The sequence below is a fragment of the Pseudomonas sp. zfem005 genome (assembly GCF_032621735.1).
Classification (GTDB): domain Bacteria; phylum Pseudomonadota; class Gammaproteobacteria; order Pseudomonadales; family Pseudomonadaceae; genus Metapseudomonas; species Metapseudomonas solani.
Window position 1 is genome coordinate 24,236 of the sequence record NZ_JAVYJE010000020.1, and the last position, 14,852, is coordinate 39,087.

Annotated in this window: 18 protein-coding genes and 1 riboswitch; of the genes, 13 read left to right on the plus strand and 5 right to left on the minus strand. The window is 66.3% G+C overall.

The features are described from left to right. Nucleotides 1–55 precede the first annotated feature (55 nt). The 3 genes from RTW82_RS30560 (at nt 56) to RTW82_RS30570 (ending at nt 3,827) form a co-directional block, all read left to right on the plus strand. The gene (locus tag RTW82_RS30560) at nt 56–886 is read left to right on the plus strand and encodes an amidohydrolase family protein (RefSeq protein WP_021222631.1); all 831 of its coding nucleotides are present in this window, start codon (nt 56–58) and stop codon (nt 884–886) included. Between the two features lie 99 nt (nt 887–985). After that, entirely contained in the window at nt 986–2,623 is a 1,638-nt protein-coding gene (locus RTW82_RS30565; protein ID WP_316927431.1) for an AMP-binding protein, read from the plus strand. 22 nt (nt 2,624–2,645) lie between these two features. Further along, nucleotides 2,646–3,827: a CaiB/BaiF CoA-transferase family protein gene (locus tag RTW82_RS30570; protein ID WP_316927432.1), complete on the plus strand. Its 1,182-nt coding sequence runs from the start codon at nt 2,646–2,648 to the stop codon at nt 3,825–3,827. A gap of 186 nt (nt 3,828–4,013) precedes the next feature. On the opposite strand, the gene RTW82_RS30575 is transcribed toward RTW82_RS30570, so the two are convergent. From RTW82_RS30575 to RTW82_RS30590, 4 genes are all read right to left on the minus strand, one after another. After that, nucleotides 4,014–4,508: a SprT family zinc-dependent metalloprotease gene (locus RTW82_RS30575; RefSeq protein WP_316927433.1), complete on the minus strand. Its 495-nt coding sequence runs from the start codon at nt 4,506–4,508 to the stop codon at nt 4,014–4,016. Nucleotides 4,509–4,595: 87 nt separating this feature from the next. Continuing rightward, nucleotides 4,596–5,192, minus strand: a complete 597-nt coding sequence (locus RTW82_RS30580; RefSeq protein WP_316927434.1) for a Yip1 family protein — start codon at nt 5,190–5,192, stop codon at nt 4,596–4,598. A gap of 142 nt (nt 5,193–5,334) precedes the next feature. Further along, entirely contained in the window at nt 5,335–5,934 is a 600-nt protein-coding gene (locus tag RTW82_RS30585; RefSeq protein ID WP_021222635.1) for a Yip1 family protein, read from the minus strand. 165 nt (nt 5,935–6,099) lie between these two features. Next, complete coding sequence (locus RTW82_RS30590) at nt 6,100–6,696, minus strand: DNA-J related domain-containing protein (protein WP_021222636.1); 597 nt, start codon at nt 6,694–6,696, stop codon at nt 6,100–6,102. 100 nt (nt 6,697–6,796) lie between these two features. Here RTW82_RS30590 and ttcA point away from each other — a divergent pair, with 100 nt between their 5' ends. From ttcA to RTW82_RS30635, 9 genes are all read left to right on the plus strand, one after another. Next, entirely contained in the window at nt 6,797–7,621 is an 825-nt protein-coding gene (gene ttcA / locus RTW82_RS30595; protein WP_021222637.1) for a tRNA 2-thiocytidine(32) synthetase TtcA, read from the plus strand. 79 nt (nt 7,622–7,700) lie between these two features. Continuing rightward, complete coding sequence (locus RTW82_RS30600) at nt 7,701–8,372, plus strand: DNA-3-methyladenine glycosylase I (RefSeq protein WP_021222690.1); 672 nt, start codon at nt 7,701–7,703, stop codon at nt 8,370–8,372. A 26-nt stretch (nt 8,373–8,398) separates the two neighbouring features. Further along, nucleotides 8,399–9,172 carry an NAD-dependent deacylase gene (locus RTW82_RS30605; RefSeq protein ID WP_316927435.1) on the plus strand — a complete coding sequence of 258 codons (774 nt, stop codon included), beginning with the start codon at nt 8,399–8,401 and terminating at the stop codon, nt 9,170–9,172. A gap of 66 nt (nt 9,173–9,238) precedes the next feature. Continuing rightward, complete coding sequence (locus tag RTW82_RS30610; RefSeq protein ID WP_031289040.1) at nt 9,239–9,850, plus strand: C40 family peptidase; 612 nt, start codon at nt 9,239–9,241, stop codon at nt 9,848–9,850. Between the two features lie 174 nt (nt 9,851–10,024). Then, nucleotides 10,025–10,552, plus strand: a complete 528-nt coding sequence (locus RTW82_RS30615) for a C40 family peptidase (protein WP_271658496.1) — start codon at nt 10,025–10,027, stop codon at nt 10,550–10,552. A gap of 8 nt (nt 10,553–10,560) precedes the next feature. Then, nucleotides 10,561–11,223 carry a class I SAM-dependent methyltransferase gene (locus RTW82_RS30620; protein WP_316927436.1) on the plus strand — a complete coding sequence of 221 codons (663 nt, stop codon included), beginning with the start codon at nt 10,561–10,563 and terminating at the stop codon, nt 11,221–11,223. 4 nt (nt 11,224–11,227) lie between these two features. Further along, nucleotides 11,228–11,548 (plus strand): hypothetical protein, encoded by a 321-nt coding sequence (locus tag RTW82_RS30625; RefSeq protein ID WP_184487955.1) that lies wholly within the window; start codon nt 11,228–11,230, stop codon nt 11,546–11,548. A gap of 69 nt (nt 11,549–11,617) precedes the next feature. Further along, on the plus strand, nt 11,618–11,854 hold the full coding sequence (locus tag RTW82_RS30630; RefSeq protein ID WP_316927437.1) for an AbrB/MazE/SpoVT family DNA-binding domain-containing protein: 237 nt from the start codon (nt 11,618–11,620) through the stop codon (nt 11,852–11,854). After that, complete coding sequence (locus tag RTW82_RS30635) at nt 11,854–12,261, plus strand: type II toxin-antitoxin system VapC family toxin (RefSeq protein WP_316927438.1); 408 nt, start codon at nt 11,854–11,856, stop codon at nt 12,259–12,261. Before RTW82_RS30630 ends, RTW82_RS30635 begins: the two co-directional genes overlap by 1 nt. A 1-nt stretch (nt 12,262) precedes the next feature. Here RTW82_RS30635 and RTW82_RS30640 read toward each other — a convergent pair whose 3' ends face one another. Beyond that, nucleotides 12,263–12,598, minus strand: coding sequence for a four-helix bundle copper-binding protein (locus RTW82_RS30640; protein ID WP_316927439.1), 336 nt, complete (start codon nt 12,596–12,598; stop codon nt 12,263–12,265). Between the two features lie 113 nt (nt 12,599–12,711). Next, nucleotides 12,712–12,924: riboswitch (cobalamin riboswitch) on the plus strand. A 55-nt stretch (nt 12,925–12,979) separates the two neighbouring features. Between RTW82_RS30640 and btuB the strand changes: the two genes are divergently transcribed. Beyond that, nucleotides 12,980–14,848: a TonB-dependent vitamin B12 receptor gene (gene btuB / locus RTW82_RS30645; RefSeq protein WP_410478880.1), complete on the plus strand. Its 1,869-nt coding sequence runs from the start codon at nt 12,980–12,982 to the stop codon at nt 14,846–14,848. The last annotated feature ends 4 nt before the right edge of the window (nt 14,849–14,852 follow it).

Here is a 14,852-nt window from a genome sequence, read left to right on the forward strand (position 1 = left end):
CGCCCCGGGCCGGGCTAGAGTTCAGCCACTGAGTAAACGCCAGGAGGCCATCGCCATGAATGCACCGCTGGGCGCCATCGACGCCTGGGCCCAACCCGCCAACGGTCGCGCCCGCGAGCTGTTGCCGGAGGTGGTCCGGCTGTTCGAGAAATCCGGTTCCGCGCACTTGCTCGACCAGCCGCTGACACCCGAGCAGACGGTGGCGGAGATGGACCGCGCGGGCGTGGACAAACTCATGCTCGCCGCCTGGTGCAGGCCAGAGCGCTGGGTGTTCGACAACGACCTGGTGGCCGAGTACACCCGCGCCTTCCCCGACCGCTTCGTCGGGGTCGCCACCGTCGACCTGGGCAAGCCCCTGGCGGCGGTGCGCGAGCTGGAGCGGGCGGTGCTGGAACTGGGCTGCAAGGCGCTGCGCGTGGTGCCCTGGTTGTGGAAGCTGCCGCCCAACCACCGGCTCTACTACCCGCTCTACGTGAAGTGCATCGAGCTGGATATTCCCTTCTGCACCCAGGTGGGCCACACCGGCCCGCTGATGCCCTCGGAGACCGGCCGCCCGGTGCCTTACCTGGACGAGGTGGCGCTGGATTTCCCCGAGCTGCGCATCGTCGCCGGGCACATCGGCCATCCCTGGACCGAGGAAATGATCGGCCTGGCCTGGAAGCACGACAACATCTACATCGACACCTCCGCCTACCTGCCGCGCTACTACCCCCAGGCGCTGCTGCAGTTCATGCGCAGCTACGGCCAGGACAAGGTGCTGTTCGGCAGCAACTTCCCGCAGCTGTCCCTGGAGCGCTGCATGACCCAGGTGAAGGAGCTGGCGCTGCCAGCGGAGATCGAGGCGAAGTTCCTCCAGGGCAACGCCCGCCAGGTGTTCCGGCTGTGAGGCTATCCGGCGAGCCGCCGTGCCCGGGAGGAGGGCGGATAGGCGGCGAATAACGTGACAAGCTCCGACCATTACAAGAACAACAAGGAGGGTTCAGCAATGACCGATCAACTGCCGTTGCAGCGGCTCGCCCATTGGGTGGGCACCACGCCGGACCGCGTCTGGCTCAGCCAGCCGGTGGAGCGCCAGTGGCATGACCTGACCTGGCGCCAGGCCGACGACCAGGCGCGGCGCCTGGCCAGTGCGCTGCAGGCGCTGGGCTGCGCGCCGGGCGACCGGGTGGCGATCCTGGCGAAGAACTGCGCCGAGTGGATCATCAGCGACCTGGCGATCATGCTCGCCGGGCTGGTCAGCGTGCCGCTCTACCCGCTGCAATCCGCCGAGAGCATCGACTACGTGCTGCGTCACTCGGCGTGCAAGGTGATCATCCTCGGCAAGCTGGACGAGGCGGAGAGGTTCGCGGCCGGCATCCCCGCCGAGGTCATCCGCGTCGCCATGCCGTACCCGACCCTGAGCGCGCCGCACCAGTGGCACGCGCTGCTCGCTGCCCATGAGCCGCTGCGCGATGGGCATGTGCAGCGGCCCGACGACCTGCTCAGCATCCTCTACACCTCCGGCACCACCGGCCAGCCCAAGGGTGTGATGCAACGGGCCGAAGCCTTCGCTTTCGCTTCCAGCCGCTCGGTGGCGGAGATGGGGCTCAACGAGCGCGAGCAGTTCTTCTCCTACCTGCCGCTGTCCCACGCGGCGGAGCGTTTCCTGGTGGAAACCAACAGCCTGTATTGCGGGGGCGCCATCGCCTTCGTCGAATCCCTGGAGACCTTCGCCGCCGACCTCAAGCGGGTGCGGCCGACGGTGTTCTTCTCCGTACCGCGGTTGTGGACGCGCTTCCAGCAGGGCGTGCTGGAGAAGCTGCCCCAGGCCAAGCTGGACCGCCTGCTGCGCATCCCGCTGCTGGGGGCGCTGGTGGCGCGCAAGGTGCGCCAGGGGCTGGGGCTGGACCGTGCGCGGGTGCTGGTCAGCGGTGCGGCGCCGATCCCGGTGGCGCTGCTGGAGTGGTACCAGCGCATCGGCCTGACCATTTGCGAGGGCTATGGCATGACCGAGAACTTCGCCTACGGCAACTTCAACCGCCCGGGCCAGGTGCGCTTCGGCAGCGTCGGCCGGGTGATGCCGGACAACGAGGTGCGCATCGCCGAGAACGGCGAGATCCTCTACCGCAGCCGCGCGCTGATGGCCGGCTACTACCTGGAGCCGGAGAAGACCGCCGATACGCTGCAGCTGGGCTGGTTGCACACCGGCGACAAGGGCGAGATCGACGCCGACGGCTACCTGCGCATCACCGGGCGGGTGAAGGACATCTTCAAGACCAGCAAGGGCAAGTATGTGGCGCCGGCCCCCATCGAGGGCGAGATCGCCAAGAACCTCTGGGTGGAGCAGGTGTGCCTGATGGGCAACGGCCTGGACCAGCCGCTGGCGCTGATCGAGCTTAGCCCGGTGGCCCGGGCGCAGACGCGTGGGCAAATCGAGGCCGAGCTGGCGGCCAGCCTGCAGGCCCTCAACGAGCGCCTCCTGGCCCATGAGCGCATCAGCCATTTCGTGCTGGTGCGCGAGCCCTGGACGGTGGATAACGGCTGCATGACGCCGACCATGAAGATCCGCCGCAACGTGCTGGAACAACGCTTCGCCGCAGTGGCCGCGTGCCTGGACAGGCACCAGCCGCTGCATTGGGAATGAACCGAACCGCTATGGAGTCGCCATGACAGGCCCGCTCGCTTCGCTGAAGATCCTCGATTTCTCCACCCTGCTGCCGGGGCCCTTCGCCTCGCTGCTGCTGGCCGACATGGGCGCCGAGGTGCTGCGCGTCGAATCCCCCAGCCGCATGGACCTGGTGCGCGTGTTGCCGCCCCATGACGGCGGCACTTCCACCAGCCACGCCTACCTGAACCGCAACAAGCGCAGCATCGCCCTCGACCTCAAGCGCCCCGAGGCGGTGGAGGTGGTGCGCCAGCTGGTGGCCGAGTACGACATCGTGCTGGAGCAGTTCCGCCCCGGGGTGATGGACAAGCTGGGCGTGGGCTACGAGGCGCTGAAGGCGATCAACCCCAGGCTGATCTACGTCTCCATCACCGGCTACGGCCAGAGCGGCCCCTTCCGTGACCGTGCCGGCCACGACATCAACTACCTGGCCGTGGCCGGCATCGCCAGCTACACCGGGCGCCAGGAAAGCGGCCCGCTGCCCCTGGGCGTGCAACTGGCGGATATCGCCGGCGGCTCGCTGCACGGGGTGATGGGCCTGCTGGCGGCGGTGATCCAGCGCCAGGTGACGGGGGAGGGGCAGCACGTGGACGTGAGCATGACCGACTGCGCCTTCAGCCTGCACGGCATGGCCGGTGCGGGCTATCTCGGTGCCGGCGTGGAGCCGGACATGGAGAACCAGGCGCTGAACGGCGGCAGCTTCTACGACTACTACCGCACCCGTGACGGCCGCTGGTTCTCGGTGGGCAGCCTGGAACCGCAGTTCATGCAGCCGTTCTGCGCCGCCATCGGCCGGCCGGACCTGGCCGCACGCGGGCTATCGCCCAAGCCGGAGGACCAGCGCGAGCTCAAGCGCGCCATCGAGATCGAGTTCGAGAAGCGCGACTTTGCCGAATGGAGCGAGGTGTTCGCCGCCCTGGATGCCTGCGTCGAGCCGATGCTGCCGCTCTCCGAAGCGGTGCGGCACCCGCAGATCGAGGCGCGCGGCCTGGTCACCGAAGTGCCCCGCGACGGGCTGCCGGCGCAACGGCAGATCGCCTGCCCGATCAAGTTCTCCAGCGGCCTGCCCGCACCGCGCCATGTCGGCGCACCCGTAGGCGCCCACACCGCCGAGGTGCTGGCCGAGCTGGGCTACACCGCCGAGCAGATCGCCTCGCTGAAAGCCGGCAAGGTGACCGGGTAGGCGTGCATTCGGCGTATATGGATAGAGGCAGGGGGGTGGCGTAGGGTGGGCTTCAGCCCACCAATCGGGCCCCAGTTTCGCGAATAAATTCGCTCCCACACTCGTTGCTTCAAGCTTCAAGCTTCAGCGGACCTGTGCATCGGCGGGTTGCACCCGCCCTACGGGCTCGTGCCCGAGGTTCCGCCCTTACTCTTGCCGCTGTTCCCCGCTGAACACCAGGGTCACCTTGCAGCGTCGGCAGTAGTAACGACGCCCGCGCGCCACCAGGGCGTGGCGCTGGGAGGAGAAGGGGTAGTCGCCGTCCGGGCAGGCGCAGCGGTACAGGTAGCGGGTGACCTTACGGCGCTTGACGTCGTAGCTGTGGCAGCGGTTGGGCGGCAGCTCGTAGACGCCCCGCATGATCAGCTGCCATTCCTCGCCATGGGGCTGGATGCGGTGGCCGAACAGTTGGTGGGCGACCAGGTGCGCCACTTCGTGGGCAACGGTCTGCTTGAGGAAATCGTCCTGGTTCTCGCGATACAGCTGGGGGTTGAAGCGCAGCTTGTTCTCATCCAGGTGGGCGACGCCGGCCTTCTGGCCCCGCAACTTGAAGCTGACTTCGGGGCGGGGGAACCGGCGTTGGAAAAAAGCTTCCGCCTGCTGGTAGCAGGCTTCGACGCGGGCGTGTAGCAGCTCGGGCATAAAGGGGGCTCTCCAGAGCCCGCAATTATGCAGCAAAGCCGCCACCGGCCGAATCGTTCTCCTGCCGAGCGGTCGTGGTGCGCCGTTCTAGACGTATTCCGGCATCAGGTACAGGTGCCAGTGCAGGATCACCGAGACCAGCACGTTGACCATTACCAGCAGCCCAACGGCCCAGATGGACGAGGCGTAGAGGAAGCTTTGCTCCTGCCTCAGGCGCATGAACACCGGGATGCCGACGAACAGCAGGAAGCTGGAGTAGGCGCCGGCCAGTGCCAGCACCGCCACGGCCAGCCAGCGGCTGGGGTAGAGGCTGGCGATCCCGGCGATGAACAGCGGGGTGGCGGTGTAGGCGATGAAGCCCACGCACTCGTTGAACCCGGGGCGGGTTTCGAACACGCGGGACATCCAGCGCACGAAGGCGCCCATGACTAGCACGCCGGCCACGGTGGCGATGTAGAGCGCGACGCTCAGTTGCAGGGCGCTGCCGGAGGCGAGGCGCACCACTTCGTTCTCCGCCAGGCTCCAGCCGACCACGGTGGTGCCTATGTAGAGGCTGACCGCCGGGATCAGCGAGAGCAGCAGCAGGTGGGCGAGGTAATGCAGGCTGTTGTGCGTCTCTTCCTGGCGGATTTCCTGCCAGGCGCGTTCCGGCCGGGTAAAGAGCGTGAGTAGATGAGGGGCCATGTCTGTTCTCCTTGGGCGCGACGAGGGCGCAGGACTCAAGGAGTTAGAGAACGGCAGGGGAGAGGGTTTCAACTTTTTGGCCGAGCGGGCGGCAAACGAAGAGGCCGCCCATGGGCGGCCTCCGTGCTACGGGTGAAAAGGGTCAGCGGATGTAGACCGGGCCTACGCCCATGCCCCAGAAGATGACGGAGGCGGCGATCATCGCCACCAGCACCACCAGGCCCACGGCCAGCACCGAGCTGGAGAACAGGAAGCCCTCGTCGGATGGAATGTTCATGAAGGTCGGTATGCCCACGTAGAGCAGGTAGACCGTGTAGCAGATGGCGGCGGTGCCGATCATCATGCCCAGCCACAGGTGCGGGTAGAGCGCCGCGAGCCCGCCGATGAACAGCGGCGTGGCGCAGTACGCGGCGAACACGACGCATTCGGTGAAACTTGGCGAGGCGTCGTAGGTGCGCGCCATCCAGTGGATGAAGGCGCCCATGACGGCGACACCGGCGAGCATGGCGAGGTAGGAGAGGATGGTCATCTGCATCGCGCTGGACTGCGTGAGCATGACCGGATCGCCCTTGCCGATGGCCCAGCCGACCTGGGTGGTTCCTATATAGGCAGAGACAACGGGTATGGCTGCGAGTACCAGGATATGGGTGAGGTACATGTGGCTGATGCTTTCTTCCTCGCCACGGATTTCCTGCCATTCCTGATCGGGATGGGTGAAGAGCCCCCAAACGTGGTGGATCATTCTGAACACCTCCTCATTATTATGAGGTCGCCCCCCAGCGAAGCGCCTGGGACGCATAGCCAGCGCCGCCCGGTGCCCGGCCGACGCATGCGACCTTGTGTCGCAGTATAGGTACAGGCTGGAGTCCGCGTCTGCCGTGGCTTTAGAGCAAATCAGACTTAGTGCTCAGCTGTAATAGCGCTGAAGTATTTCCATCGCCTTGTTGATCGACTGGATGCGCTCGGTGCTGCCGCCGCGATCGGGGTGATGCTGGCTCACCAGTTGGCGGTAGCGATGCTTGATCACCCCGAGGTTGAGCGCTTCCTCGCTGTTCACCAGTTCGAACAGCTCGAGGGCGGCGAGCTTCTCGTCCCCGCCCTGCATGCGCGTCCAGAAGCTCGAGAGCAGTTTCTCGACATCCCGCTCGGTGGTGTCGCGCAGGTGACGGGTGTCCAGGTAGTAGGTGCGCAGCGGGTCGTGTTCGGTGAGGGCGTCACTGCCCGCTGCGTAAGGCAGCAGCTGGATGCTCAGCGGGCTGATGGCGAGAAAGGCGGTTCCTTCGGCCCAGAGCCGGTCGCGTAATAGATAGAGGGCGTTGAACAGCAGGAAGTGGGTGCGGAACAGTACCAGGCGATCACCGAGGCCCAGGTTGGGGATGTGGGTGGAGTGGCCGGCCTTCAGGCGCTGGATCAGGTCGAATTCGCCGATGCCGTCCGGTTGCTGGCGGAGCAGCACCAGGAGCTGGTCGGCGAGGTCGAGGGAGGGGTCTAGTTCGTCGTTCATCGGGCGCAGGCTAGCACAGCGAAACAGAGGGCTGGGGCGGCGCGCGCTTTGTGCGTAAAATAGCCAGCTTTTCGCACCCCTCCCCGGATTCCAGAGCACCATGGGCACCCTTTCGGTCAACCAGAACAAACTGCAGAAACGCATCCGTCGCCTCGCTGGCGAAGCCATCGCCGACTTCAACATGATCGAGGAGGGCGACAAGGTCATGGTCTGCCTGTCCGGCGGCAAGGACAGCTACACCATGCTCGACGTCCTGCTGTACCTGCAGAAGGTCGCGCCGATCAAGTTCGAGATCGTGGCGGTGAACATGGACCAGAAGCAGCCCGGCTTCCCCGAGCACGTGCTGCCGGCCTACCTGGACTCCATCGGCGTCGAGTACCACATCGTCGAGAAGGACACCTATTCGGTGGTCAAGGAGAAGATCCCGGAAGGCAAGACCACCTGCTCGCTGTGCTCGCGCCTGCGCCGGGGCACGCTCTACACCTTCGCCGACGAGATCGGCGCGACCAAAATGGCCCTCGGTCACCACCGCGACGACATCCTGGAAACCTTCTTCCTCAACATGTTCTATGGCGGCACCCTCAAGGCCATGCCGCCGAAGCTGCGCGCCGACGACGGCCGCAACGTGGTGATCCGCCCGCTGGCGTACTGCAACGAGGCCGATATCGAGGCCTACTCGCAGCTCAAGGAGTTCCCGATCATCCCGTGCAACCTCTGTGGCTCCCAGGAGAACCTGCAGCGCCAGGTGGTCAAGGAGATGCTCCAGGACTGGGAGCGCAAGTCGCCGGGCCGCACCGAGATCATGTTCCGCGCCCTGCAGAACGTGGTGCCTTCGCAGCTGGCCGACCGCAACCTGTTCGACTTCACCAACCTGCGCATCGACGAAAGCGCCGCGCCGCGCACCCTGGACGTCGTCAATATCTGAAGTGGAGCTGGAAGCCGAGAGCCTGAAGCCGGAAGGCTTCAAGCTTCAAGCTTCAAGCTTTCTAGCCAAGGCCCTTTTTATGCGTGATTACCGCTGGCTTCACGAGTACTGCCTCAACCGCTTCGGTTCGGCCGAGGCCCTGGAAGCGCGCCTGCCGCAGCCGCGCAGCGATGCCGAGCTGCGCGAGCTGAGCGATGACCGCTACCTGTCGCTGCTGGCCCTGCGGGTGTTCCGTGCCGGGCTCAAGCACAGCCTGGTGGACGCCAAGTGGCCGGCCTTCGAGGAAGTGTTCTTCGGTTTCGACCCGGAGAAGGTGGTGCTGATGGGGGCCGAGCACCTGGAGCGGCTGATGCAGGATGCGCGGCTGATCCGCCACCTGGGCAAGCTCAAGAGTGTGCCGCGCAACGCCCAGTTCATCCTCGACGTGCGTCGCGAGAAGGGCAGCTTCGGTGCGCTGATCGCCGATTGGCCGACGTCCGACATCGTCGGGCTGTGGAAATACCTGGCCAAGCACGGCAGCCAGATGGGCGGGCTTTCGGCGCCGCGTTTCCTGCGCATGGTCGGTAAGGACACCTTCGTCCCTTCCAACGACATGGTTGCGGCGCTCAAGGCCCAGGACATCATCGACAAGGTACCCACCAGCCTGCGCGACCTGGCGCTGGTGCAGGCCGCCTTCAACCGGTGGCACGAGGAAAGCGGCCGGCCGCTGTGCCACCTGTCGGCGATGCTGGCCTACACCGTCAACCACTGACCCGTTTCATCGAGCAGGAGGCTTGCATGGATCATTCGTCGGCTATCGCCCGCGTCGCTGGGGAGCTCAAGCGTGCCGAGCGCATCCTGGTCATCACCGGTGCCGGGCTTTCGGCGGATTCCGGCCTGCCCACCTACCGGGGGCTCGGTGGTCTCTATAACGGCATGACGGAGGAGGGCATCCCGATCGAGGAGGCCATCTCCGGGCCCATGCTGCGGCGCGACCCGGCGCTGTGCTGGAAGTACCTCGCCCAACTCGGCAGCGCCTGTCTGGCCGCGCGCCCCAATGCCGGGCATGAAGCCATTGCGCAATTGCAGCGGCTGAAGCCGGAATGCTGGGTGCTGACGCAGAACATCGACGGCTATCACCGCCAGGCGGGGTCGCCGCCGGAGCGGCTGATCGAGATCCACGGCGAGCTGTCGCCGCTGTTCTGCCAGTCGTGCGGTGCCGAGAGCGACCAACTGTCGCAGCACCTGGAACGGCCTTTGCCTCCCAAATGCAATGTATGCGGTGGTATCCTCCGGCCTCCCGTCGTCCTGTTCGAGGAAATGCTCCCCGAAGAGGCCATCGACACCCTCTACGCGCAACTGCGCAAGGGCTTCGATGCGGTGCTGGCTGTAGGCACCACGGCGAGCTTCCCCTACATCATCGAACCGGTGATGCGCACCCGCCAACAAGGCGGCTTCACGGCGGAAATCAACCCCGCCAGCACCGACCTCGCACGCTCAGTCGACGTACATCTGAAGGGAAAGGCCTTAGATGTTTTGCAGGAACTACTGAGTCACATTTCGATCGATTAAATTTGCAAATTAGATCGATAGAGGGCATATTCGCGCCTTCTTATAATTTTCGACACGGTCGTGCCCATGCTCAGTCGCTTCGCACCCCTCGTGCCCATTGCGTTTGCACTGTTTCTTACCGCTTGCGCCGGCGTCTCGCCAAAGCCGCAAGTAGCCGTCACTCCGGAACCTCAGGCCGTCATCGAAGAGCCGAGCGTCCAGGACATGGCGGACATGATGGACGACGAGCCCTACCAGCTGCCGTCCCTCGCTGACAACGTTCTCGAGCGTGGCTTCGAGCTGGTGGGGACTCCCTACCGCTTCGGTGGTCGCTCGCTGAAGACCGGCTTCGATTGCAGCGGCTTCGTCGGTTACCTGTTCAAGGAAGAGGCGGGCATCCAGCTGCCGCGCTCCACCCGTGAAATGATCAACCTCGATGCGCCGGTCATTGCGCGCAGCGAACTGAAGCCGGGCGACATCGTCTTCTTCAATAATCGTGGTCGTGGTCGCGTCAGCCACGCCGGCATCTACATCGGCGACGACCAGTTCATCCATTCCTCCAGCCACCGCAGCGGCGGTGTGCGGGTCGACAGCCTGGATGATCGCTACTGGAACGCCAGCTACATGGAAGCCAAGCGCGTCCTGGCGCAGGTCTCCCCGTCGATGAACGCCTCGGCGCAGGGTTCGATGCACCGCTGATAGCGATCCAGATGCACCCATCGGCCCGGACTCTGTTCCGGGCCGAGTCGTTTCCGCCTCCCTTTATATAGGTACGGGTTGCCGCCCAAGCGCAGCGGCGATGGCTTTTTGCTTGCATTATTCGAGCGGGATCAGCACATTAGCGTGCAAACCTCAAGTCAGGACTGACTTGCCATGCCCGCATTGCACCGTCTCACCCTCATCGCGCTGCTCGCCCTGCTCGGTGCCTGCTCCAGCCATGCGCCGGCTCCCGCTCCGACCTACACCCCGCCCGTGGTCCAGGCGCCGTCCTCGCCGGCGGCCGATGACGTGCTGTTCCGCGCCCTCGGCCTGGTGGGTACGCCCTACCGCTACGGCGGCAACACGCCGGACAGCGGCTTCGATTGCAGCGGCCTGATCGGCTACGTGTACCGCGACGCTGCCGGCATCAGCCTGCCGCGTTCCACCCGCGAGCTCATCGCCATGCGCGTGCCGACCATTGGCATGAACGCCCTGCAGAGCGGCGACCTGGTGTTCTTCGCCACCAACGGCGGTGGCCAGGTCAGCCACGCCGGCATCTACGTCGGTGAGGGGCGCTTCGTCCATGCGCCTTCCAGCGGCGGAACGGTACGCCTCGACAGCCTGTCCAACAGCTACTGGCAGAAAAGCTACCTGAACGCCAAGCGCGTGCTGCTCGACTCGCATCTGGCTAGCACGCCCTGAGAGGCTGCATGACCACCCGGACGCTCAACCTCGACGACGACCTCTATCGCTACCTGCTCGACGTCTCCCTGCGCGAGACGCCGTTGCTGGCGCGCCTGCGCGAGGAGACCGCGCAACTGCCCACGGCGCGCTGGCAGATCGCCCCCGAGCAGGGTCAGTTCATGGCCATGCTGGTGCGCCTCACCGGCGCGCGACGCATCCTCGAGATCGGCACCTTCACCGGCTACAGCGCCTTGGTGATGGCCGAGGCCATGCCGGCGGACGGCCGCATCCTCTGCTGCGACCTGCCCGGCGACTACAACGCCGTCGCCCGGCGCTACTGGCAGGAAGCCGGCGTCGAAGCCCGCATCGACCTGCAACTGGCCCCGGCCCTGGAAACCCTCGGGCGCCTGGAGCGGGAAGGGCAGGCCGGCAGCTTCGACCTGATCTTCATCGACGCCGACAAGGCCAACTACCCCGCCTACCTGGAACACGCCCTGGCCCTGGTGCGCAGCGGTGGCCTGGTGCTGTTCGATAACGTGCTGTGGAGCGGCCGCGTGCTGGAAGCCAGCCCCGACAGCGCCGACACCCGCGCCATCAAGGCCCTGAACCGCGCGCTCAAGACCGATGCCCGCGTCGATCTCTCGCTGCTGCCCATCGGCGACGGGCTGACCCTCTGCCGCAAGCGCTGAGTCCGTGGCCGAGCCCATCCGTCTGCCGCCCCAGCCGGACGCCTGCGAACTCTGCAAGCGCGCCGCGCCTTTGACCCGCCATCACCTGATCCCCAAGGCCCTGCACGGCAAGACCTACGTGCAGAAGCGCTTCGCCCGAAGCGAGCGCATTACCGCCACCCTCTGGGTCTGCCGGCCGTGCCACAACCAGATCCACCGCCTGTTCAGCGAAAAGGAGCTGGCGCTGACCTACAACAGCCGCGACGCGCTGATGGCCGACGAGCGCCTGCGCACCTTCGTCGACTGGCTGGCGGGCAAGCCGGCGGGATTCGAGCCGCGGCATTGAAGGCACACGGTTGCCCCGCCCGTGCCCAGGTATTACCGTCATCCATCTGGTAATACCGAGGATGCCGCCATGCCGACCACAGTCACCAGCAAGGGCCAGGTTACGATCCCCAAGCCGATCCGCGATGCGCTCGGCCTGCACCCGGGCATGTCCGTGGAATTCAGCGTCAACCAGCAGGGCGAAGTGGTGCTCAACCGCGTCGACCCCGAGCCCCAGGCGGCGGACCGTTTCGAGACCGCTCGCGGCAAGGCCGGGCGCCAGTGGCGCACCGACGAGCTGATGGCCCTGCTGCGCGGCGAAGACTGATGGTGCTGGTCGATACCAATGTGCTGATCGACGTCCTGGCCGATGATCCCCATTGGGCCGATTGGTCGATCCACCAACTGCGCGCCCAGTCCTGGGTGCATGCGCTGGCGATCAACGCGGTGGTCTACGCCGAGCTGGCGCTCACCTTCGATCGCTTCGAAGCCCTCGACGAGACGATCGAGCAATTGCAGCTACAGCTGCTGGAAATCCCACGTCCGGCGCTCTTCCTCGCGGGAAAGGCCTTTGCCCGCTATCGTCGGGCGGGAGGCGTGAAGGAGGGCGTGCTGGCCGACTTCTTCATCGGCGCCCATGCGTCGGTGGAAGGCTGCGCCCTGCTGACGCGCGATGTGCGGCGTTATCGCAGTTACTTTCCAGGGTTGCAGCTGATCAGCCCTGGCGAATCCTGACTCAAGCCGCCTTCGCCATCGCCTCGCATTCCACCACGCAGCGCTGGCAGGCCTGCGCGCATTCCTGGCAGTGTTCGTGGTCATGCTTGGCGCATTCCTCGGCGCAGGCCTGGCAGGCGATGGCGCAGAGGCGGCAGATCTCGTCGGCCAGGGGGCTGTCGCGGGCCATCAGCAGGGCGGCGAGGCGGCACAGGTCGGCGCAGTCGCGGTCGGTGCGGATGCAAAGCGCCATGTGTGCGGCGTCTTCCTCGCGCAGGCAGGAGGCGGCGCAGTGTTCGCAGGCGATGGCGCAGGCGTTGCAGGCCTGGATGCAGGAGGCATAGCGTTCGCGGATCATGGAGGTCTCCTCAAGGAGTGGGTCCTGTTGAGTGGACGCGGCCTGGCGCCTGTCAGTTCGACCTATTTCCCGCCCGCCGCCCGCTGATTGACCCTGGCCACCCCGGCCACTAAGCTGCGCGCCTTGCACCAGGTGCCCCGCGGTTTTGCCGGCGGGGTGAAACAGGGAAGCCGGTCCATTCTCCCGAATAATCCGGCGCTGCCCCCGCAACGGTAGGCGAATCAACCTCCGCAACAGCCACTGTGCCCAGGCATGGGAAGGCGCGGACGGGGAACCGACGGTTCCACTCGCAAGCCCGGAGACCGGCCTGGTGTGACTGCGCATGGGATCGCCCATGCATCACCCCAGAAGGTCGCGCGGGTGGCGCGACGGAGACCGATCTTGAACCGATACGCTTCCCCGAGGCCGGCGCTGCTGGCTGTTCTCGGCATTTCGTGCATTTCCCCGCTGGCCGCCGCGCCCCTCGAACTCGACGAGCAGGTGGTCACCGCCACCCGCAGCGAGCAGCCCGTGCGCGCCAGCCTGGCCGCCACCACCGTGATCGACCGTGCGGCCATCGAGCGCAGCCAGGCGAGCTCCGTGCCCGAGCTGCTGCGCAAGGTGCCGGGCGTGACCCTCAGCAACAACGGCGGCCCCGGCAAGAACACCACGCTGTTCATGCGCGGCAGTGAGTCCGACCACGTGCTGGTGCTGATCGACGGTGTCAAGGTCGGTTCCGTCAGCGCCGGGCTGGCGGCCTTCCAGGACCTGCCGGTGGAGCTGATCGAGCGCATCGAAGTGGTCCGTGGCCCGCGCTCCAGCCTTTATGGCTCCGAAGCCATCGGCGGCGTGATCCAGATCTTCACCCGCAAGGGGCACGGCGATGGCGCGGCCAAGCCCTGGTTCTCCGCCGGCTACGGCACTCATGACAGCTACCAGGGCAGCGCCGGGGTGGCCGGCGGCGATGAGCAGGCCTGGTACAACCTCGGCGTCAGCAGCCAGGACACCGACGGTATCAACTCCCGCCGCCAGGGCAGCAACTACTACGAGCCCGACGCCGATGGCTACCGCAACCTGTCCGGCACCCTGAACGCCGGCGTGCAGCTCGGCGGCCTGGCCCTGGATGGCACGCTGATGCGCGCCAAGGCCCACAACGACTACGACGACATCGACAGCAGCGGCTACCAGCACCCGTTCGGGGGCCACAACGCCAACGCCGACAACCGCCAGGAAGTGATGGGCGGCCGGGCGCGCTTCAGCCCGCAGGACATCTGGGATATCACCCTGCGAGCCGGGCGCAGCGAGGACAAGTCCACCAGCCAAACCGATGGCCTGTTCGACGCCCGCTTCGACTCGACCCGCGACAGCGCCTCCTGGCTCAACGACCTGACCCTTGCCGAAGGCCACGTGCTGACCCTGGGCTATGACTGGCAGCGCGACCGGGTCAGCAGCTCCACCGCCTTCGACGAGGACACGCGCCGCAACCGGGGCTGGTTCGCCCAGTACCTGGGGCAGGCCGGCCAGCAGGATTGGCAGCTCTCGTTGCGCCGCGACGACAACGAGCAGTTCGGCACCCACGACACCGGCAACGCCGCCTGGGGCTACGCGTTCACCGATGAATTGCGCTTCAGCCTGAGCTACGGCACCGCCTTCAAGGCGCCCAGCTTCAACGAGCTTTACTACCCCGGCTACGGCAACCCGGGCCTGGACGCGGAAACCTCCGAGAGCTTCGAGGCCGCGCTCACCGGGCAGCACGACTGGGGCCACTGGTCGGTCAACGCCTACCGCACCCATGTCGACGACCTGATCGCCTACGACTCCACCCTCGGCCCGTACGGCGGCCCCAACAACATCGGCAAGGCCCGCATCGACGGCCTCGAGCTGGTGCTCGGCAGCCAGTGGCTGGGCTGGGACTGGAACGCCAACGCCACCTTCCTCGACGCCGAGAACCGCGACCACGGCAGCAACGCCGGCAACGAGCTGCCGCGCCGCCCGCAACAGAGCTTCAACCTCGACCTCGATCGGCGCATCGGCCGCTTCGGCCTGGGCGCCACGCTGCACGCCGAAGGCCGCAGCTACGACGACCTGGCCAACCGCAACCAGGTGGCCGGCTATGCCACCCTCGACCTGCGCGGCGAATACTGGCTGAACGAGGAGTGGCGCTTGCAGGCCAAGGTCACCAACCTGCTGGATGCCGACTACGAAACCGCGCTGGACTACAACCAGCCCGGCCAGGCAGTGTTCTTCAGCGTCCGCTACCAAGCCCTCTGACAGG